General features: G+C 63.8%; 20 protein-coding genes. 18 read left to right on the forward strand and 2 right to left on the reverse strand.

Annotated elements, in window-relative coordinates:
* Positions 1-25 precede the first annotated feature (25 nt).
* Positions 26-2,011, forward strand: coding sequence for a conjugal transfer protein TraG (locus J2046_RS30260; protein ID WP_210058177.1), 1,986 nt, complete (start codon positions 26-28; stop codon positions 2,009-2,011).
* A gap of 5 nt (positions 2,012-2,016) precedes the next feature.
* On the forward strand, positions 2,017-2,451 hold the full coding sequence (locus tag J2046_RS30265) for a CopG family transcriptional regulator (protein WP_210058179.1): 435 nt from the start codon (positions 2,017-2,019) through the stop codon (positions 2,449-2,451).
* Between the two features lie 33 nt (positions 2,452-2,484).
* On the opposite strand, the gene J2046_RS30270 is transcribed toward J2046_RS30265, so the two are convergent.
* Complete coding sequence (locus J2046_RS30270; RefSeq protein ID WP_210058181.1) at positions 2,485-3,384, reverse strand: LysR family transcriptional regulator; 900 nt, start codon at positions 3,382-3,384, stop codon at positions 2,485-2,487.
* Between the two features lie 173 nt (positions 3,385-3,557).
* Here J2046_RS30270 and J2046_RS30275 point away from each other — a divergent pair, with 173 nt between their 5' ends.
* The 16 genes from J2046_RS30275 (at position 3,558) to J2046_RS30350 (ending at position 16,894) form a co-directional block, all read left to right on the forward strand.
* Positions 3,558-4,019, forward strand: a complete 462-nt coding sequence (locus J2046_RS30275) for a (R)-mandelonitrile lyase (RefSeq protein WP_210058183.1) — start codon at positions 3,558-3,560, stop codon at positions 4,017-4,019.
* A 63-nt stretch (positions 4,020-4,082) separates the two neighbouring features.
* Complete coding sequence (locus tag J2046_RS30280; protein ID WP_233470391.1) at positions 4,083-4,823, forward strand: carboxymuconolactone decarboxylase family protein; 741 nt, start codon at positions 4,083-4,085, stop codon at positions 4,821-4,823.
* 32 nt (positions 4,824-4,855) lie between these two features.
* Positions 4,856-6,049, forward strand: coding sequence for an arabinose transporter (locus J2046_RS30285; protein WP_210058187.1), 1,194 nt, complete (start codon positions 4,856-4,858; stop codon positions 6,047-6,049).
* Between the two features lie 26 nt (positions 6,050-6,075).
* A complete protein-coding gene (locus tag J2046_RS30290) occupies positions 6,076-6,627 on the forward strand; it encodes a DUF6152 family protein (RefSeq protein ID WP_210058189.1) in 552 nt (183 codons plus the stop codon).
* Positions 6,624-7,121: a hypothetical protein gene (locus J2046_RS30295; protein ID WP_233470392.1), complete on the forward strand. Its 498-nt coding sequence runs from the start codon at positions 6,624-6,626 to the stop codon at positions 7,119-7,121. The genes J2046_RS30290 and J2046_RS30295 overlap by 4 nt, the downstream gene beginning before the upstream one ends.
* Positions 7,122-7,268: 147 nt before the next feature.
* Positions 7,269-8,249, forward strand: a complete 981-nt coding sequence (gene trbB, locus J2046_RS30300) for a P-type conjugative transfer ATPase TrbB (RefSeq protein WP_210058191.1) — start codon at positions 7,269-7,271, stop codon at positions 8,247-8,249.
* 87 nt (positions 8,250-8,336) lie between these two features.
* Positions 8,337-8,660: a TrbC/VirB2 family type IV secretion system protein gene (locus J2046_RS30305; protein WP_095447993.1), complete on the forward strand. Its 324-nt coding sequence runs from the start codon at positions 8,337-8,339 to the stop codon at positions 8,658-8,660.
* The gene (locus tag J2046_RS30310; protein ID WP_100653002.1) at positions 8,660-8,941 is read left to right on the forward strand and encodes a VirB3 family type IV secretion system protein; all 282 of its coding nucleotides are present in this window, start codon (positions 8,660-8,662) and stop codon (positions 8,939-8,941) included. Before J2046_RS30305 ends, J2046_RS30310 begins: the two co-directional genes overlap by 1 nt.
* 10 nt (positions 8,942-8,951) lie before the next feature.
* Positions 8,952-11,408, forward strand: coding sequence for a conjugal transfer protein TrbE (gene trbE, locus J2046_RS30315; protein WP_210058193.1), 2,457 nt, complete (start codon positions 8,952-8,954; stop codon positions 11,406-11,408).
* A complete protein-coding gene (gene trbJ / locus J2046_RS30320; protein ID WP_210058195.1) occupies positions 11,405-12,169 on the forward strand; it encodes a P-type conjugative transfer protein TrbJ in 765 nt (254 codons plus the stop codon). The genes trbE and trbJ overlap by 4 nt, the downstream gene beginning before the upstream one ends.
* A gap of 10 nt (positions 12,170-12,179) precedes the next feature.
* Positions 12,180-12,467 carry a putative entry exclusion protein TrbK-alt gene (gene trbK-alt / locus J2046_RS30325; protein WP_210058197.1) on the forward strand — a complete coding sequence of 96 codons (288 nt, stop codon included), beginning with the start codon at positions 12,180-12,182 and terminating at the stop codon, positions 12,465-12,467.
* A gap of 3 nt (positions 12,468-12,470) precedes the next feature.
* Positions 12,471-13,832, forward strand: coding sequence for a P-type conjugative transfer protein TrbL (gene trbL / locus J2046_RS30330; protein ID WP_210058199.1), 1,362 nt, complete (start codon positions 12,471-12,473; stop codon positions 13,830-13,832).
* The gene (trbF, locus tag J2046_RS30335) at positions 13,829-14,518 is read left to right on the forward strand and encodes a conjugal transfer protein TrbF (RefSeq protein ID WP_210058201.1); all 690 of its coding nucleotides are present in this window, start codon (positions 13,829-13,831) and stop codon (positions 14,516-14,518) included. The genes trbL and trbF overlap by 4 nt, the downstream gene beginning before the upstream one ends.
* A complete protein-coding gene (trbG, locus tag J2046_RS30340; RefSeq protein WP_210058202.1) occupies positions 14,515-15,498 on the forward strand; it encodes a P-type conjugative transfer protein TrbG in 984 nt (327 codons plus the stop codon). The genes trbF and trbG overlap by 4 nt, the downstream gene beginning before the upstream one ends.
* Complete coding sequence (locus tag J2046_RS30345; RefSeq protein WP_210058204.1) at positions 15,495-16,652, forward strand: TraB/TrbI/VirB10 family type IV secretion system protein; 1,158 nt, start codon at positions 15,495-15,497, stop codon at positions 16,650-16,652. The genes trbG and J2046_RS30345 overlap by 4 nt, the downstream gene beginning before the upstream one ends.
* A 2-nt stretch (positions 16,653-16,654) precedes the next feature.
* Positions 16,655-16,894, forward strand: coding sequence for a DUF2274 domain-containing protein (locus J2046_RS30350; protein ID WP_122002204.1), 240 nt, complete (start codon positions 16,655-16,657; stop codon positions 16,892-16,894).
* Here J2046_RS30350 and J2046_RS30355 read toward each other — a convergent pair.
* Positions 16,827-17,795 (reverse strand): LysR family transcriptional regulator, encoded by a 969-nt coding sequence (locus J2046_RS30355; protein ID WP_036743017.1) that lies wholly within the window; start codon positions 17,793-17,795, stop codon positions 16,827-16,829. The two genes, J2046_RS30350 and J2046_RS30355, sit on opposite strands and share 68 nt — an antisense overlap.
* Between the last annotated feature and the right edge of the window lie 45 nt (positions 17,796-17,840).

The following is a 17,840-nucleotide window of genomic DNA, read 5'->3' on the forward strand; positions in this document are numbered from 1 at the left end:
GCGCAATCAGAAAGGAGCTTCGCCCATGTCCGCGACCAAAATCCTCTGGGGACAGATCCTGATCATCTTCCTCATCGTCCTCACGACCACCTGGGGCGCAACGCAGTATGTCGCATGGAGCCTCGGCTACCAGGCGCAGCTCGGCGAGCCGTGGTTCACGCTGCTCGGCGTGCCGATCTACTTTCCGGCCGCCATCATGTGGTGGTGGTATTTCTACGACGCCTATGCGCCAGGCATTTTCGCGACGGGCGGGATGATCGCCGCCTCGGGCGGCTTCATCGCCATTGCGGTCGCCATCGGCATGTCTGTCTGGCGCGCACGCGAGGCGAAGAACGTTGCGACCTATGGTTCCGCCCGCTGGGCAGAAAAGGCCGAAGTCAAGGCCGCCGGGCTGCTCGACCCCGACGGTGTGGTGCTCGGTCGATACGAACATGAGTATCTGCGCCATGACGGACCGGAGCATGTACTGTGCTTCGCACCGACACGCTCGGGCAAGGGTGTCGGGTTGGTCGTACCTTCGCTTCTGACCTGGCCGGGCTCGGCCATCGTGCATGATATCAAGGGCGAGAACTGGCAGCTCACCTCCGGCTTCCGATCACACCATGGCTGCGTGCTGTTGTTCGACCCCACCAATCCGAAATCCTCGGCCTACAATCCGCTGATCGAGGTCCGCCGCGGCGAATGGGAGGTCCGCGACGTCCAGAATATCGCCGATATCCTCGTCGATCCCGAAGGGTCTTTGGACAAAAGGAGTCACTGGGAAAAAACCAGCCACTCACTTCTCGTCGGCGCGATCCTGCATGTCCTCTATGCCGAGCCGGAAAAGACGCTGGCCGGCGTCGCCAACTTCCTTTCCGATCCGAAGCGCCCGGTGGAATCGACATTGCGCGCCATGATGAAGACCGCCCATCTCGGCGAGGCCGGACCGCACCCCGTCGTCGCCAGTGCAGCCCGCGAGCTGCTCAACAAATCCGACAATGAGCGCTCCGGCGTTCTCTCGACCGCCATGTCGTTTCTGGGCTTGTACCGCGATCCCGTCATCGCCGAGGTGACGCGGCGCTGCGACTGGCGGATCCGCGATATTGTAGGCGGCGAGCGCCCGACCACGCTCTATCTCGTGGTGCCGCCGTCGGACATCAATCGTACGAAGCCGCTGATCCGTCTCCTGCTGAACCAGATCGGTCGGCGCCTGACCGAGGATCTGCAATCGGGCGGCGGCCGGCATCGCCTGCTATTGATGCTGGACGAGTTTCCCGCGCTCGGAAGGCTCGATTTTTTCGAGAGTGCATTGGCCTTCATGGCCGGGTACGGCCTGAAGTCCTTCCTGATCGCGCAATCGCTGAACCAGATCGAGAAAGCCTATGGGCCGAATAATTCGATCCTCGACAATTGCCACGTTCGCGTGAGTTTCGCGACCAACGACGAGCGAACGGCGAAGAGGGTGAGCGATGCGCTTGGCACCGCGACCGAAATGAAGGCCATGAAGAACTATGCCGGGCACCGGCTGTCGCCCTGGCTCGGACATCTGATGGTGTCGCGCTCGGAGACCGCCCGCCAGCTCCTCACGCCGGGCGAGATCATGCAGCTCCCGCCGACCGACGAGATCGTCATGGTCGCCGGCATTCCGCCGATCCGGGCAAAGAAGGCACGCTACTATGAGGATGCCCGCTTCCGTGAACGCCTGCTGTCCCCGCCTGACCTGAAACGCCCGGATCAGGTTCGCGCGGATGACTGGAGCAGCCTGCCGATCCCGGCGCGGCCGGAAGCGCTCGACGCGCCGCCGGCGGGCCGCTCCGATGATGAAGACCCGACCGAATCCGAACGGCGGCTGCAACCCGAACTCAGCCGTGCGAAGCCGGTGGAGAAGAAGGCGCCGATTGAGAATGAATTCGAGTTCGAGCCGCCGGACGATGTCGATGAGGACGCCATTCGCAATCGGCGCATGATCCGCCAGATGCAGGGTGTCGCACGGCAGGTCGCACTCGATCCGAATGACGGCATGGAGCTGTAGGCGCCATGACCACTCGCCGAAAGAAGATAAAGACCACGATCTATCTGGACCCTGACGTCGAGAAGACGCTGGCGGATTTCGCCGCGCGCCGCGACCAGTCGCAGTCCATGATCGCGGAGGCGGCCATCGCGTCGTTTCTCTCGCCGGATGATGCTGAGCGGCGCGAGGCGGTTGTTGCCAAACGCCTCGATCAGCTTGACCGTCGGATGACGCGGCTTGAACGGGACGTGGGAATCGCCGTCGAGACCCTTGCGGTGTTCATCCGCTTCTGGATCACCACGACGCCCGCCTTGCCGGAGCCTGCCGCGCAGGCAGCGCGTGCCAAGGCGAGCGAGCGTTACGAGGCGTTCATCACCGCCCTCGGACGGCGCCTGGCGCAGGGGCCGAAACTCCGTCAGGAGATTTCGGAAGATGTGGAACCCACTGTTACGAACGACTAGACGCACAAGAGATTCGGCGGTTGGCCCACCGTCTTACTGTTTCGCTTTGTAGCGCAAAGCCTCCACCAGAAGAGCAAAGGCCGGCGTCGGTTGACGGCGGCTGGGATAATAGAGGTGATAGCCGGAGAACGGCTCGCACCAGTCGGCAAGGACGCGAACGAGACGCCCATCGGCAAGGTAGGGCGCCACCTGACCCTCTGTCAGGTAGACCAGGCCATGTCCCTCCAGCGCGGCTTTTAGCATGAGGCTTGATGTGTTGAAAACGAGCTGCCCGTCCACGCGCACGTTGAGCGCACGATCTTTCTTCTCGAATTCCCAGGCATAAAGGCCGCCATGGACCGGCAGGCGCAGATTGATGCAGTTGTGACCGGTCAGATCCTGCGGTGTCTTCGGTGGTGGACGTCTTGCAAAATAGGAAGGCGCACCTGTCACCGCCATTCGCAAGGCCGGTCCGATCGGAACCGCGATCATATCCTTGGCGACTGTCTCGCCCGGCCGCACGCCCGCGTCGAAGCGTTCCCCGACGATATCGGTCAAGCCGTAATCGATCACGATCTCCACCTTGATGTCCGGATAGGCGTCGACGAGTCCGGCGACCGCTGGCCACAGGATGGATTCGGCCGCGTGCTCGGATGCTGTCAGCCGAATTGTGCCAGAGGGCTTCTCACGCAGTTCACTCAAGCCGTCGAGTTCCCGGCGAATCTCGGCGATCCGCGGTCCAATGCTGCGAATGAGCCGTTCCCCGGCCTCCGTCGGCACGACACGGCGGGTCGTACGTGTGAGTAGCCGCAGGCCGAGCCGGGCTTCAAGAGCGCGGACAGTTTGGCTCAATGCGGACTGGGAAACACCAAGACGCTTGGCGGCCCGCGTAAAATTGCGCTCCTCCGCGACGACCATGAAGGCCGAAAGATCGTTCAGGCTTTCGCCAGCCATTTAGAAGTTTTCCTTATTGGTTCAATCGCGTTCTAGCATCTAATAGCACAGTCTGTCCTGCACTATCTTGATTGTGCAGGGTTTGCCTAAGCAGCGCGGATGTTCGAAGCCGCGCGAACATCGATCCGATTAGGCAGGAAAAACTCTCGGACGCCAAAAACAGGAGCAGTCACATGAAGAAGATACTTGCAGCCGCAGCCATGAGCACGATGGGCGCGGTGTCGGCCGGCGCGGAAGGCATCGAAATCCGTCCCAACGGCGCCACGCCTTCAGTGATCGGCAAGACCCCTGACAATTTCACCGGCCATACCGTCATCACGCCCTTGTTCCCGCCGAATGACACGACGCGCGCCAATGCCGGCCTTGTAACCTTCGCGCCGGGTGCGCGCACCACCTGGCATACACATCCAGCCGGGCAGTTGCTGTTCATCACGTCGGGACAGGGCTGGGTCCAGGAGGAGGGCAAGGAGCGCCGCACCGTCAATGCTGGCGATGTCGTATGGTTCGCGGCCGGTGTGAAGCATTGGCATGGCGCGACCGCGACAAGCCCGATGGCCCACATCGCCATGACCTACGTCGTGGATGGCAAGAACGTCGATTGGCTGGAGCCGGTCTCCGATGAGCAATACCGCTAACAGGACATCAGATCGAAAGGCTTCTTCATGAAAACTTCCACCTTTCTTGCCCTCGCACTTACCATGGGGGCCGTTGACGCCACTGCGCAAACTGGTTCACAGACCGGCAGCCTGTCTCGTGAAGACGTGCAGGCTGTTTCTCCGGCCCTCGAAGGATACGCAACGGATACGCTGGCAAATGGCCTGTGGAAACGTCCCGGCCTTGCACCGCGTGATCGCAGCATCATCACCGTGGCGGCCGTCGTTGCACGCAATCAGACGGTGTTGCTGCCGGAGCAACTGCAGCTCGCCCTCGACAATGGCGTGAAGCCTGCCGAGATTTCGGAGATTATAACGCATCTGGCTTTCTATGCCGGATGGGGCAACGCCATCGCCGCCACGGCGATCACGAAAGACGTGTTCGCCGAGCGCGGGATCGGCCCGGACCAGCTTCCCAAGGCATCCGTCGAATTGCTGCCGCTCGATGAGAAGGCGGAAGCAGACCGGGCTGCGCGGGTCGAAGAATCGACCGGGCCGGCGTCGCCCGGTCTGGTGCGCGACACGGGGGACGTGCTGTTTAAGGATTTGTGGCTTCGCCCCGATCTCGCTCCACGCGATCGCAGTCTCGTGACCGTCACTGCTTTGATCGCAACGGCGCAAGTCGAGCAAATTCCCTTCCATCTGAACAAGGCCATGGATAACGGTCTGAAGCGTGAGGAAGCGGCCGAGATGGTCAGCCATCTGGCTTACTATGCCGGCTGGCCGAACGCCTTTTCGGCGTCCTCCGTTGTCCGCTCCGTTTTTGAGAAACGTCCACAGCAATAGCGGTGGACGCAGACCACACGAGAACGGATAACATGCCGCAAGCTGCTCGCTCATCGCAATCCGGGCAATCCGCCGCCATCACGCTGCTGCCGATCATGGTGGCGGTGCTCGCCGGCTTTCTGATTATCGGCCTCGCGCTCCCCGTCCTGCCGCTGCACGTCAAAAACGATCTCGGTTTTGGAACCTTCGTTGTCGGTCTGGTCGCCGGGGCGCAGTTCGCCGCCTCTTTGGTGTCTCGCGTGTGGGCAGGTTCGTTCTCGGACAAGCATGGCGCAAAGCAGGGTGTCATCGTCGGCCTGATCGCAGCCGTCATGTCCGGGCTGCTTTATCTGCTTTCGCTCGCTTTCATCAACGCTCCGGTCCTGTCGGTCGCCTTCCTGCTCGTTGGCCGTGCCATCCTTGGCGGTGCGGAAAGCTTCATCATCACAGCCGGCGTGAGTTGGGGGCTTGGTCTCGTTGACAGGGAGCATGCTGGCAAGGTGATCGCTTGGGTCGGAACCGCCATGTTCGCCGCAATGGCTCTCGGAGGCCCCTTCGGAACCACGATGTTCAACTCATATGGTTTCGCCTCGATTGCGGTGGCGACAGTCGCATTTCCGTTCTTGGTGCTTATTGCCATTCTCCGAATGCCTGCCGTCGCACCATTGCCTCCCAGGGCGCATTCTGCCTTGAAATCTGTGTTGGGCTCGGTATGGCTGCCAGGACTTGGGGCGGCTACCGCCAGCATTGGCTATTGTGCGATCCTTGCCTTCAGCTCCCTGTTCTATTCGCAACAGAACTGGCATCCCATCTGGCTGGCATTCACCGCCTTCGGCGTGGCTCTGATCGTCGCGCGCCTGATTGCCGGCCATCTGCCCGACAAGTTCGGCGGCGCCAGGGTGGCGCTGATCTTCGTGCTCGTCCAGACCGGCGGTCTCCTGCTGATCTGGCTGTCGCGCAATGTCATGTTCGCCTCGGTCGGAGCGGCCGTTGCCGGCTTCGGCTATTCGCTCGTCTATCCTGGCCTTGGCGTCGAAGCCGTGCGCGGTACGGCCCCTGAAAATCGCGGCCTCGCCATGGGCATCTATACCGCGTTCCTTGACGTCGCGATGGCGGTCGGAAGCCCGGTACTCGGCTGGATTGCAGACCACGTCGGACTGGGCGCGGTCTTCCTTGCCAGCGCCATCGTTGTCTTCTGCACGGCCGGGATCGCTGTTCGACTGATGCAACGTTCCGTCCCCGCATGACCAAGTGAAACAGAGAAAGGAAAGCCATGCCTGTTCCCTCACGAAATGTGCCATTCTCGCCGGCACGCCGCAAAGTGCTGCTACAAGGAACCAGTCTGGCCGCTGTCGCTCTGATGGCTAACATCGCGGGTAGTCCCGCCTTTGCTCACCACGGATGGGCATCGTTCGATACGCGGCATGCCTATTTCGCTGCCGGTACTGTCACCTATGTTCGATGGGGCAACCCGCATAGCGAGGTCCATATCCGCGTCGAACAGACCGCGTTGCCGGCTAACTGGAAGGAACGACCGCTTCCGCAAGGTGGCAACGAGGAAGACGGCCGCGCGACCATGCAATCGGCCCGTCCCTATGGCGGCGAAAACAAGGAACTGCACCTCGTCCTGGCTGGGCCGAGTTGGATGGCACGTTGGGGACTGGACCGCCAATTGCGCGTCGGCGAGAAGATTGAAGCAGTCGGCTTTCTCAGCACGGCGGAAAGTGTACAGCTTCGCCCGGTTATGTTCTGGCTCGAAAACGGCCAGGGCGTCTGGCAGCAGCTCACGGCCTTTCCCGACCGACCGGAGCCGGTGACGGAATGATGGACACGAGCTGGTTTCCGGACCTTCTGACCACGATTGAACGGTCGGGATTCGGGGAATGGGTGCGGCTGACGCCGCACCTGTACCCGATCCTGATGAGCCTGCATGTCGTCGGCATCGCTCTGCTTGTCGGGCCGGCTATCGCCGTCGACCTGCGGCTGCTGGGCGTGGCCAGAAACGTTGTTCCCGTCACGGTCGTCACGCGCTATCTCCTGCCGATCTCACACGTCGGCTTCGCGGTGGTCGCCCTGACCGGCCTGACGATGTTTTCGGGCGTCGCCCTCACAGTCGGAATGAGCGCGGCCGCGCCGTGGAAACTCGGCCTCATCATCCTGGCCGGGCTGAACATCGCAGCCTTTCACGGCGGGATCTATCGAACCGTGCGGCAATGGGATCTCGCAACACCCACTCCGATTCGGGCGAAAATTGCCTCAGTACTGTCAGCATCCACCTGGACAGGGGTGGTGTTTGCAGGCCGCTTCCTCGCATACTGAATGAACAACGCCACCGCCATTTTCCTGTATTTGCACGCCACACTACTACTACGACCGAAACTTGTTGAATCGGCCTGATTTAGGGCTCTTTTAATCATCCCCGATCCGGGGATCATCTGTCGCGTCCCCACGAGAAACGGGGACAACATGGCATCCACTCACCACAGGCAGGAAGCGATCCAGCGCGGCGCGCGCATGCTGCGCACCGCGCTCGGAGCGGCTATCGCCCGGTTTCTGGAAGACCCGGCCGTGGTCGAGGTGATGCTGAACCCCGATGGCCGCATTTGGGTAGATCGGCTTTCCGAAGGTCTGGCCGACACCGGCGAGACGATGACAGCCGCCGACGGCGAGCGCATCGTGCGCCTGGTCGCGCATCATGTCGGTGCGGAGGTTCACGCCCGCAGCCCGCGCGTCTCGGCCGAGTTGCCGGAGAGCGGCGAGCGGTTCGAGGGGCTGTTGCCGCCCGTGGTCGCCGCGCCGACCTTCGCCATCCGCAAACCCGCCGTCGCGGTGTTCACGCTCGACGACTATGTAGCCGCCGGCATCATGACGGGCGACCAGGCGGTGAAGCTGCGCGCAGCGGTCCAGTCCCGCGCCAACATACTCGTTGCTGGGGGCACTTCCACCGGCAAGACAACGCTGACCAACGCGCTGCTCGCCGAGGTGGCGAAGACGCAGGATCGCGTCGTCATCATCGAGGATACCCGCGAGCTGCAATGTGCAGCCCCGAACCTTGTCGCGATGCGGACCAAGGATGGCGTTGCCACGCTTTCCGATCTCGTCCGCTCCTCGCTTCGCCTCCGGCCCGACCGCATTCCCATCGGCGAGGTCCGCGGCTCAGAAGCCCTCGACCTCCTCAAAGCCTGGGGCACCGGCCACCCGGGCGGCATCGGCACCATCCACGCCGGCTCCGGCATCGGCGCCCTGCGCCGTCTCGAGCAACTCATCCAGGAAGCTGTCGTCACCGTCCCGCGCGCACTGATCGCCGAGACGATCAATCTCGTCGCGGTTCTCTCCGGCCGGGGCTCGTCGCGCCGGCTGGCCGAACTCGCGCACGTCGACGGCATCGACCCCGCCACCGGCGACTACCGCATCACCCCCAACAACCACCCCGAACGGAGAAGCTGAATGAATTCGCCCATCATTCCGAATGTGACCAATCCGCCCGTCCTGACGACGGTGCCCGTCGATCCGGAGCTGCCCACCGGCTTCATCATGCGCGGCAGCTACAAGCGTCTCGCCAGTTCGACCGCGCTTTTCACCATCATGATGCTGGCCGCCACGCCGCCGGCCCATGCCTCCGGCTCCTCCATGCCGTGGGAGCAGCCGCTTCAGCAGATCCTCCAGTCGATCGAGGGGCCGGTCGCCAAGATCGTGGCGGTGATCATCATCATCGCCACCGGCCTGGCACTCGCCTTCGGCGACACCAGCGGCGGCTTCCGCCGCCTGATTCAGATCGTATTCGGTCTGTCGATCGCCTTCGCGGCCAGCTCGTTCTTCCTCAGTTTCTTCAGCTTCGGCGGCGGGGTGCTTGTCTGATGGCGGCCGTCCTCGAACAGCTCGACGCGGTGCCGGGCTTTTCGGTGCCCGTCCATCGCGCCTTGACCGAGCACATCCTGCTCGGCGGTGCGCCGCGCTCCATCGCGATCATGAACGGCACGCTGGCCGGGGCCGTGGGCCTCGGCCTGCGCCTCTGGCTCGTCGGCCTCGCCATCTGGGCAATCGGTCATTTCGTGGCCGTCTGGGCGGCACGTCGCGATCCGCTCTTTGTCGAGGTCGGGCGCAGGCATCTGCGCATTCCGGCTTTCCTCGCGGTGTGAGGAGGCCGCCATGATGAATCTCGCCGAATATCGTCGCACTACCGCTCGCCTCGCCGACTATCTGCCCTGGGTCGCTCTGGTCGCGCCCGGCATCGTGCTGAACAAGGATGGCTCTTTCCAGCGCACGGCCCGCTTTCGGGGTCCGGATCTGGATTCCTCCGTCGCGGCCGAGCTGGTTGCCGTTGCGAGCCGCATCAACAACGCTTTCCGCCGCCTTGGCCTGGGCTGGAGCATATTTGTCGAAGCACAGCGGCACGAGGCCGCCACCTATCCGGATAGCGTCTTTCCCGATCCGGCTTCAGGTCTGGTCGATGCCGAGCGCAAGGCCGACTTCGAAGAGGCGGGCGCACATTTCGTATCGAGCTATTTCCTCACCTTCCTGTTTCTTCCGCCGGCGGAGGAAGCCGCGCGCATCGAGTCCTGGCTTTACGAAGGCCGTGAGCGCTCGGGCGTCGACCCCCACGAGATCCTGCGCGCCTTCACCGATCGCACCGACCGCGTGCTGGCGCTGCTCGACGGCTTCATGCCGTCCTGCGGTTGGCTCGATGACAGCGAGACGCTGACCTACCTGCATTCCTGCGTGTCGACAAAGCGCCACCGCGTCCGCGTGCCGGAAACGCCGGTCTATCTCGACGCGCTGCTCGCCGACCAGCCACTCACCGGCGGTTTGGAGCCGCGTCTTGGCGACCAGAATCTGCGTGTGCTGACTATCGTCGGCTTCCCGACGGCGACCACACCGGGCCTGCTCGACGAGCTGAACCGGCTAGCTTTCCCGTATCGCTGGTCGACGCGCGCGATCCTGCTCGACAAGACCGACGCGACGAAGCTGCTGACCAAAATCAGGCGGCAGTGGTTCGCCAAGCGAAAGTCGATTGCCGCGATCCTCAAGGAGGTGATGACCAACGAGCAATCGGTGCTCGTGGACACTGACGCCGCGAACAAGGCAGCCGACGCGGACATGGCCTTGCAGGAACTCGGCGCGGATGTCGCCGGCATGGCCTATGTCACCGCGACCATCACGGTCTGGGACGCCGACCCGCGCCTTGCCGACGAAAAGCTGCGGCTGGTCGAGAAGGTCATCCAGGGCCGCGACTTCACCGCCATGATCGAGACGGTGAACGCCGTCGACGCCTGGCTCGGCAGTCTGCCCGGCCATGTCTACGCGAATGTGCGACAGCCGCCGATCTCGACGCTCAATCTCGCCCACATGATCCCCCTCTCTGCCGTGTGGGCGGGGCCGGAACGGGACGAACACTTCGATGCGCCCCCGCTGCTTTACGGTAGAACCGAAGGTTCGACCCCGTTCCGGTTGTCTTTGCATGTGGGCGACGTCGGCCACACGCTCGTTGTCGGCCCGACGGGCGCGGGCAAATCCGTGCTGCTCGCGCTCATGGCTTTGCAGTTCCGCCGTTACCTCCGCAGCCAGGTCTTCGCCTTCGACTTCGGCGGCTCGATCCGCGCCGCCGCGCTCGCCATGGGCGGTGACTGGCACGATCTCGGCGGCGGACTGACCGAAGGATCGGACGCCTCGGTATCGCTCCAGCCGTTGGCCCGCATTCACGATACCTATGAACGTGCCTGGGCCGCCGACTGGATCGTCGCGATCCTGATGCGGGAAGGCATCAAGATCACGCCGGAGGCAAAGGAGCATATCTGGACGGCGCTCACCTCGCTTGCCTCGGCGCCGGTCGGCGAGCGCACGATCACTGGCCTCAGCGTTCTTCTTCAGTCCAACGATCTCAAGCAGGCGCTCCGGCCTTACTGCGTCGGCGGCCCCTACGGTCGGCTGCTGGATGCCGAAGCTGAACATCTCGGCTCGGCGGACGTACAGGCATTCGAGATCGAGGGGCTGGTCGGGACGGGCGCGGCCCCGGCTGTACTCGCCTATCTCTTTCATCGCATCGGCGACAGGCTCGACGGGCGACCGACGCTGCTCATCATTGACGAGGGCTGGCTCGCGCTCGATGACGAAGGCTTCGCCAGCCAGCTCCGCGAATGGCTGAAGACGCTCCGTAAGAAAAACGCCTCGGTCATCTTCGCCACCCAGTCGCTCAGCGATATCGACAATTCGGACATCGCGCCGGCAATCATCGAAAGCTGCCCGACGCGACTGCTTCTGCCGAACGAGCGCGCGATCGAGCCGCAGATCACGGCCATCTATCGCCGCTTCGGCCTCAACGACCGTCAGATCGAGATCCTCGCGCGGGCGACACCCAAGCGCGACTACTACTGCCAGTCGCGGCGCGGCAATCGCCTGTTCGAATTGGGCCTGTCCGAAGTCGGGCTCGCGCTCTGCGCCGCTTCCTCGAAATCCGACCAGACCCTGATCGCCAACCTCGTCGCTGAGCATGGCCGCGAAGGCTTTCTCGCGGCCTGGCTCAAGGCTCGTGATGCCGGCTGGGCCGCCGATCTCATCTCGACTTTTCCGACCCTCGTCCCCGAAGCCGAAAAGGAAACTGAATCATGACGACCCGTTCTGTCCGCTCTCCTGCCGTCCTTCTCGCGGCGACCATGCTTGCCATGCCGCTGGCGGTCTCGCCGGTGGTGACCACGCCTGCCTACGCCTGGAGAATCGTCTTCGATCCGAGCAACTACGCGCAGAACGTGCTCACGGCGGCGCGCACGCTCGAACAGATCAACCATCAGATCACCTCACTTCAGAACGAGGCGACGATGCTGATCAATCAGGCGCGCAACCTTGCGAGCCTTCCGTTCTCCTCGCTCCAGACGCTTCAGCAGAACGTTCAGCGCACGCAGCAGCTTCTGACCCAGGCTCAGAACATCGCCTTCGACGTGCAGCGGATCGATCAGGCGTTCCAGCAGCAGTACGGCAACGTCTCGATGTCGGCCACGGATCAGCAGCTCGTCTCCGACGCGCGCTCGCGCTGGCAGAACACGGTCGGCGGCCTGCAGGACGCCATGCGCGTCCAGGCCGGTGTCGTCAGCAATATCGACACCAATCGCACGCAAATGAGCGAACTGGTGAACCAGAGCCAGGGCGCGACCGGCGCACTCCAGGCGACGCAGGCCGGCAACCAGCTCCTCGCGCTCCAGTCGCAGCAGCTCTCCGATCTGGTGGCCTTACTTGCGGCTAACGGGCGTGCCGGCGCGCTGACCGAAGCCGAGCGCACGGCTGCGGCCGAGCAGGGACGGGAACAGCGCCGCCGCTTCCTGACGCCGGGCGCGGGCTACCAGCCGGGCAACGCGCAGATGTTCAACGGCAACTGAGGGCGGGCTTATGGACGGCAAGATGCTGGCCCGACTGGGCGCTGTCGTGTTCGTCGCCGTCGCCATCACGGCGGCGGTCGTCGAACTGACCCGAAAGGAGGAGCCGTCAGAGGATTTCTCCACGCGCATTATCGAACCCCAGCGCGATCCGCTGCGCGAGAGACAGCGCCGGTGCCAGCAGCTTGGCCAGCAGGCCGCGAGCGATGCCGAGTGCCTGCGCGTCTGGGCGGAAACGCGCGATCGGTTCCTCGGCCGCCCGGCTGCGCCGGCGTCGCCATCCTCCAGCGAAGGGCGGTGAACCGTGGGTGGCTCCGGCGTTATCGATACATTCCTCGGAACCTTCACCCGCTATATTGACAGCGGGTTCGGCCTACTCGGTGGCGAGGTGGCATTTATCGCGACCACGCTCATCGTCATCGACGTGACGCTGGCGGCTCTCTTCTGGAGCTGGGGCGCCGATGACGACATCATCGCGCGGCTGGTGAAGAAAACCCTGTTTGTCGGCGTCTTCGCCTACCTGATTTCCAATTGGAACAACCTCGCCAAGATCGTCTTCGACAGCTTCTCCGGTCTCGGATTGAAGGCCGCAGGCACCGGCTTCACCGCTCAGGATCTCCTCCGTCCAGGTAAGGTTGCGCAAACCGGCCTCGATGCCGCGCGTCCCTTGCTCGACGCGATATCGCCCCTGATGGGCTGGATCGCGGTTTTCGAGAACCTGATCCAGATCGTCTGCCTGCTCTTTGCCTGGGCGCTGGTCATCCTTGCTTTCTTCATTCTCGCGATCCAGCTCTTCGTGACGCTGATCGAGTTCAAGTTGAGCACGCTCGCCGGCTTCGTACTGATCCCCTTCGGCCTGTTCGGCAAAACCGCCTTCATGGCCGAGCGCGTGCTTGGTAACGTGATTTCCAGCGGCATCAAGGTGCTGGTCCTGGCGGTCATCGTCGGCATCGGCTCAACATTGTTCAGCCAGTTTACGCAGGGCTTCGGCGGTCAGACCCCGAGCATCGACGACGCCATGGCCATCGTCCTTGCGGCACTTTCACTCGTCGGCCTCGGCATTTTCGGTCCCGGCATTGCCTCGGGTCTTGTCAGCGGCGGTCCCCAACTTGGCGCAGGCGCCGCGGTTGGCACCGGCCTTGCTGTCGGCGGTGCGGCACTTGCCGCCGGCGGTGGCGCAATGCTGGCTGCCAAGGGCGGAGCTGCTCTTCTTTCCGGCGGCGCCGCTGCCGCGCGTGGTGGAGCTGCGGCGGCCGGCGCAGCATCATCCGCCTACACCCTTGGCTCCATGGGCCAGTCGGGAGCATCCGGCGTCGCGTCCGGCCTGGGAGGCGTAGCGCGCGCCGCCGGATCAGCCTCCATTTCCCCGTTGCGCCGTGCCGCTTCCCGCGCCTCCGAAAGCATGAAGTCCAGCTTCTCCAACGGCGCGCGCGCAGGCGTCAGCGCCACCGGCGGTTCCTTCACGGCCAGCGCAGACGTCGGCGAATCCGAACGCGCTTCTGTTGGTCCCGCAGCCACATCCGACCAACCTCCGGCATGGGCGCAGCGCATCAAGCGCGGCCGGAATGTCTCCCACGGCGTCAGCGCCGCCGCCCATGCCGTGCGCTCTGGCGACAGCCATGGGTCCGGCGCATCCGTCAATCTCTCTGAAAGTGACCGCTCATGAACCTCTTCAAACGACCGGCCGTGCATTACGGCAAGACCCCTGAGCCTGAAACACCCTACCAGAAGGCCGCACAGGTCTGGGACGAACGCCTCGGCTCCGCTCGGGTGCAAGCCAGGAACTGGCGCTACATGGCCTTTGGCTCGCTGATATTGTCGGCGGGCTTCGCCTCAGCGCTGGTCTATCAGTCCGCTCGTGGGACGGTCGTGCCGTGGGTTGTCCAGGTGGACAATCTCGGTCAGGCGCAGGCCGTTGCGCCGGCCGCTGCCGATTATCGACCGACCGATCCGCAGGTGGCCTGGCATCTCGCGCGCTTCATCGAGCAGACGAGAAGCATTCCCGCCGACCCGATCATCGTCCGTCAGAACTGGCTCAGGGCCTATGAATGGACGACTGATCGGGGCGCGACTGCCCTCAACGACTATGCTCGCGCGAACGATCCCTTCACCAAGGTCGGCAAGCAGCAGGTTGCTGTCGAAGTCTCCAGCGTCATCCGCGCTTCTCCAGACAGCTTCCGCGTCGCGTGGACGGAACGGCATTTCGAGAACGGTCAGCTCGGTGCGACCGAGCGATGGACCGCGATCCTGACCATCGTCATCCAGCCTCCGCGCGATGCCGAGCGGCTGAAGGTCAATCCGCTCGGAATTTACATCAACGCCATCAATTGGTCGCGGGAGATGAGCCAATGAGATCGGCTTTCCGTAACCCCGCCATTCCGGTTTTCCGTAAATCCGTACTTCCGGTTCTGCTGTTTTCCGCCACCGCGTTGGCTGGTTGTGCCACGCCGCAAAAGCCGCCCGAGATCAGCTACGATCGAGATGTTCCGGCTTTGCCTGCCGTTCCCGTATCGGTGACGGACGATCGGCCCCGTCCGATCCACATCCCTCCGGCCTGGACGCCGGCAAAGGGCGGCACGGCGGCCAGCACACCAATCGCTCGCGTCGAGAACGCCAACGCTGCCGCTCGCGTGCAGCCGCGCCGGGAGGGGTACTTCAATGCGATCCAGATCTACCCCTGGTCGGAAGGGGCGCTCTATCAGGTCTATGCAGCTCCCGGGCAGATCACCGATATCGCGCTAGAACCCGGCGAGTCGCTGACAGGGGCCGGGCCGATTGCGGCTGGCGATACCGCACGATGGATCATCGGGGACACCGAGAGCGGCACCGGCACAACGCGGCGCGTCCACATCCTCGTGAAGCCTTCAAGGCCGGACATCACGACCAATCTCGTCGTGACCACCGACCGGCGCGTTTACATGATCGAGCTGCGTTCCGGAGCGAAGCCCTATATGCCCTCCGTCGCATGGTCCTATCCGCGGCCGCGCGCCCGACAAGGCCAGAGCATCCCGGCGACGCCGGTCATCCCGGTCGTCGCGGCGCGCAACTACCGCTACGGTTTGACCGGCGGGAATCCGCCCTGGAAACCCGTCTCCGTCTATGATGACGGCCGCAGGGTTTACGTCGAGTTCCCGCGCGGGATCGTCCAGGGCGAAATGCCGCCGATCTTCGTCATCGGTCCGGACGGCGAAGCGCAGCTCGTCAACAGTCGTATCCACCAACACATCCTGATCGTCGATCGCTTGTTCGGCGCGGCGGAGCTGCGGCTCGGCGGCGGCGACCGTCAGCAGGTCGTCAGAATTGTCCGCACCGACCGGAGACCCGCATCATGAGTGAGGACAAAACTAACACTGCATCTTCCATGCGTCTGCGCGCCGAGGCACCGGGCGTTACCCGCCTTTCGCGGAAAGTGCTGGCAAGCGTTGCGGCCGTCGGGCTCGTCGGCATCGGCGGCGCGCTGATCTACGCCCTCCAGACCCGCGGCGGAGGTCAGGGCGGAGAGGAACTTTACTCGACCAACAACCGCCAGACCGCAGATGGCCTCGCCGGCCTGCCGCGCGATTATACCGGACCTGTGCTAGGTCCGCCGCTGCCCGGTGATCTTGGGCGACCGATTCTTGACGCCCAGAACAGGGGCCAGCCCGTTGTTCCGCCGACGATCGCGACGCCGACCGTCGACGAAGCCGAACAACGCCGTCGAGCCGAAGAAGAGGCGGCCCGCACCAGCCGCGTCTTCTTCCAGACCCAGCCAAGTGCGACACCCGGGACGCCCGGTGGCGCGACCACGCCAAACGTTTCCGGCTTCGATCTCGCCGGCTTGACCGGGCAACTCGGACAGCAGACCGCGCAGGATCGGCAGCTTGCGTTTCTGAATGCGCCCGCCGATCGCCGGACCACATCGTCGGATCGGGTCGTGGCTCCGGCTTCGCCGTTCATCCTTCAGGCAGGAGCGGTGATCCCCGCCGCGCTTATCACCGGCATCCGTTCCGATCTGCCTGGCCAGATCACGGCGCAGGTGACGGAAAACATCTATGACAGCCCGACCGGAAGATTGCTTCTGATCCCGCAGGGCACCCGGATTATCGGCCAGTACGACAACAACGTGCAGTTCGGGCAGAGACGAGCGCTGTTGGTCTGGAACCGGCTGATCTTCCCGAACGGCCGTTCCATCGTGCTCGAACGTCAGCCGGGCGCCGATACCCAGGGCTATGCTGGCCTTGAAGATGGCGTCGATTACCACTGGTGGGATCTGGCCAAGGCGGCGGGATTGTCCACGCTGCTCGCGGTCGGCACAGAACTGGCGGTCAGCGACGAGGACCGCTTGGTGCGCGCCATCCGTGATGGAGCACAGGACACCATCAACGACGCCGGCCAGCAGATCGTCCGGCGCCAGTTGCAGGTTGCGCCGACATTGACCATCCGACCGGGCTTCCCCGTCCGCGTTATGGTCACCCGCGATCTTGTCCTCGAACCCTATAGAGGCTGACCATGGCAAAGCTGAAACTCGGACCGATCGTCGACGACAGGCCCGTCAAGGTGACGGTAGACCTACCTGCACAACTGCATCGTAACCTTGTGGCCTATGCCGAAATCCTGGCCCGAGAGACCGGCCAGCCCGTCGCCGATCCCGTGAGGCTCATCGTGCCCATGCTGGAGAGGTTCATCTCGACAGATCGGGGCTTTGCGAAAGCTCGGCGCTCCACGCAATCGTCGACGGCGCAAGTCTGACGGCCATTGCTCTCGCCATGGAGAGGAATCGCCTGAAGGCGGGATTGTCGTTGCTGGCGGACCAGACCGCGGAGAAGGGAAGATCCTCGTTGCTGATCGGCCGGTAGGCCACACCTGGGAACCGTGCGACGGTCATCGCCTCGCTCACCAGCGTCAAACCCCGCCCGATCGCCACCAGCGGCAGGAGATTGTCCCGACCGACCGATTGCACCTGGATCTCGGGATGCTGGCCGAGCCCGGCCAGCTCCCGCACCAGATAGTCATGGATCTCCTGACCCGGCGCCGCCTCAGTCACGATGAAGGGCTCATCCATCAAATCCTGCCAGGCGAGCTCGGAGCGAGCCGTGAGGTGGTGGTGATCCGGCAGCACCGCAAAGATCCGCTCCGACCACAACGCCGCGCGTTCGCAGGCCAGCCAATCCCTCGTCCCCGTGATGAAGGCGACGTCGAGGCGCAATTGCCGGATGGCCGCGACGTGCTCGTCGGGGTTGCCGTCGATCAGTTCGATCCGGACCGTGCCATGTCGTTCGCTGTAGTCACGCAGCAGGTCGGCCAGGAAGCCCGAGGCGATGGAAGAGTAGATGCCGATCCGGACGCGCCCGTTCTCGGATCGGCCCGCCGAGGCCACGTCATATGCACCTTCGCCGATGGTCCTGATGGCCTTGCGCGCTCGCCGCAGGAAGCGCTGTCCGGCATAGGTCGCCGATACGCCCCATGTATGCCGATGAAACAGGGACGCGCCGATTTGGTCCTCGAGGTCGGCGATGCATCGGCTGATTGCCGCCTGCGATCGCCCGAGGGCAGTTCCCGCCTTGCGGAAGCTGCCGTGCTCGGCCGCAGCCACGAAATAGCGGAGGTGGCGAAGTTCTATTGAATCGGGATACTTCGTCACCTCCCGCATCACACACCCTCCTTGCACCATGACGGCTGGGCGATGGCCGAGCGA

Source organism: Neorhizobium petrolearium (assembly GCF_017873175.1).
In the GTDB taxonomy this organism is placed as follows: domain Bacteria; phylum Pseudomonadota; class Alphaproteobacteria; order Rhizobiales; family Rhizobiaceae; genus Neorhizobium; species Neorhizobium petrolearium.

Bases quoted from the DNA above. Each gene is read 5' to 3' on its own strand.
- J2046_RS30260 (WP_210058177.1), top strand. From the start codon at position 26: ATGTCCGCGACCAAAATCCTCTGGGGACAGATCCTGATCATCTTCCTC.
- J2046_RS30265 (WP_210058179.1), top strand. From the start codon at position 2,017: ATGACCACTCGCCGAAAGAAGATAAAGACCACGATCTATCTGGACCCT.
- J2046_RS30270 (WP_210058181.1), bottom strand. From the start codon at position 3,384: ATGGCTGGCGAAAGCCTGAACGATCTTTCGGCCTTCATGGTCGTCGCG.
- J2046_RS30275 (WP_210058183.1), top strand. From the start codon at position 3,558: ATGAAGAAGATACTTGCAGCCGCAGCCATGAGCACGATGGGCGCGGTG.
- J2046_RS30280 (WP_233470391.1), top strand. From the start codon at position 4,083: ATGGGGGCCGTTGACGCCACTGCGCAAACTGGTTCACAGACCGGCAGC.
- J2046_RS30285 (WP_210058187.1), top strand. From the start codon at position 4,856: ATGCCGCAAGCTGCTCGCTCATCGCAATCCGGGCAATCCGCCGCCATC.
- J2046_RS30290 (WP_210058189.1), top strand. From the start codon at position 6,076: ATGCCTGTTCCCTCACGAAATGTGCCATTCTCGCCGGCACGCCGCAAA.
- J2046_RS30295 (WP_233470392.1), top strand. From the start codon at position 6,624: ATGATGGACACGAGCTGGTTTCCGGACCTTCTGACCACGATTGAACGG.
- trbB (WP_210058191.1), top strand. From the start codon at position 7,269: ATGGCATCCACTCACCACAGGCAGGAAGCGATCCAGCGCGGCGCGCGC.
- J2046_RS30305 (WP_095447993.1), top strand. From the start codon at position 8,337: ATGCGCGGCAGCTACAAGCGTCTCGCCAGTTCGACCGCGCTTTTCACC.
- J2046_RS30310 (WP_100653002.1), top strand. From the start codon at position 8,660: ATGGCGGCCGTCCTCGAACAGCTCGACGCGGTGCCGGGCTTTTCGGTG.
- trbE (WP_210058193.1), top strand. From the start codon at position 8,952: ATGATGAATCTCGCCGAATATCGTCGCACTACCGCTCGCCTCGCCGAC.
- trbJ (WP_210058195.1), top strand. From the start codon at position 11,405: ATGACGACCCGTTCTGTCCGCTCTCCTGCCGTCCTTCTCGCGGCGACC.
- trbK-alt (WP_210058197.1), top strand. From the start codon at position 12,180: ATGGACGGCAAGATGCTGGCCCGACTGGGCGCTGTCGTGTTCGTCGCC.
- trbF (WP_210058201.1), top strand. From the start codon at position 13,829: ATGAACCTCTTCAAACGACCGGCCGTGCATTACGGCAAGACCCCTGAG.
- trbG (WP_210058202.1), top strand. From the start codon at position 14,515: ATGAGATCGGCTTTCCGTAACCCCGCCATTCCGGTTTTCCGTAAATCC.
- J2046_RS30345 (WP_210058204.1), top strand. From the start codon at position 15,495: ATGAGTGAGGACAAAACTAACACTGCATCTTCCATGCGTCTGCGCGCC.
- J2046_RS30350 (WP_122002204.1), top strand. From the start codon at position 16,655: ATGGCAAAGCTGAAACTCGGACCGATCGTCGACGACAGGCCCGTCAAG.
- J2046_RS30355 (WP_036743017.1), bottom strand. From the start codon at position 17,795: ATGCGGGAGGTGACGAAGTATCCCGATTCAATAGAACTTCGCCACCTC.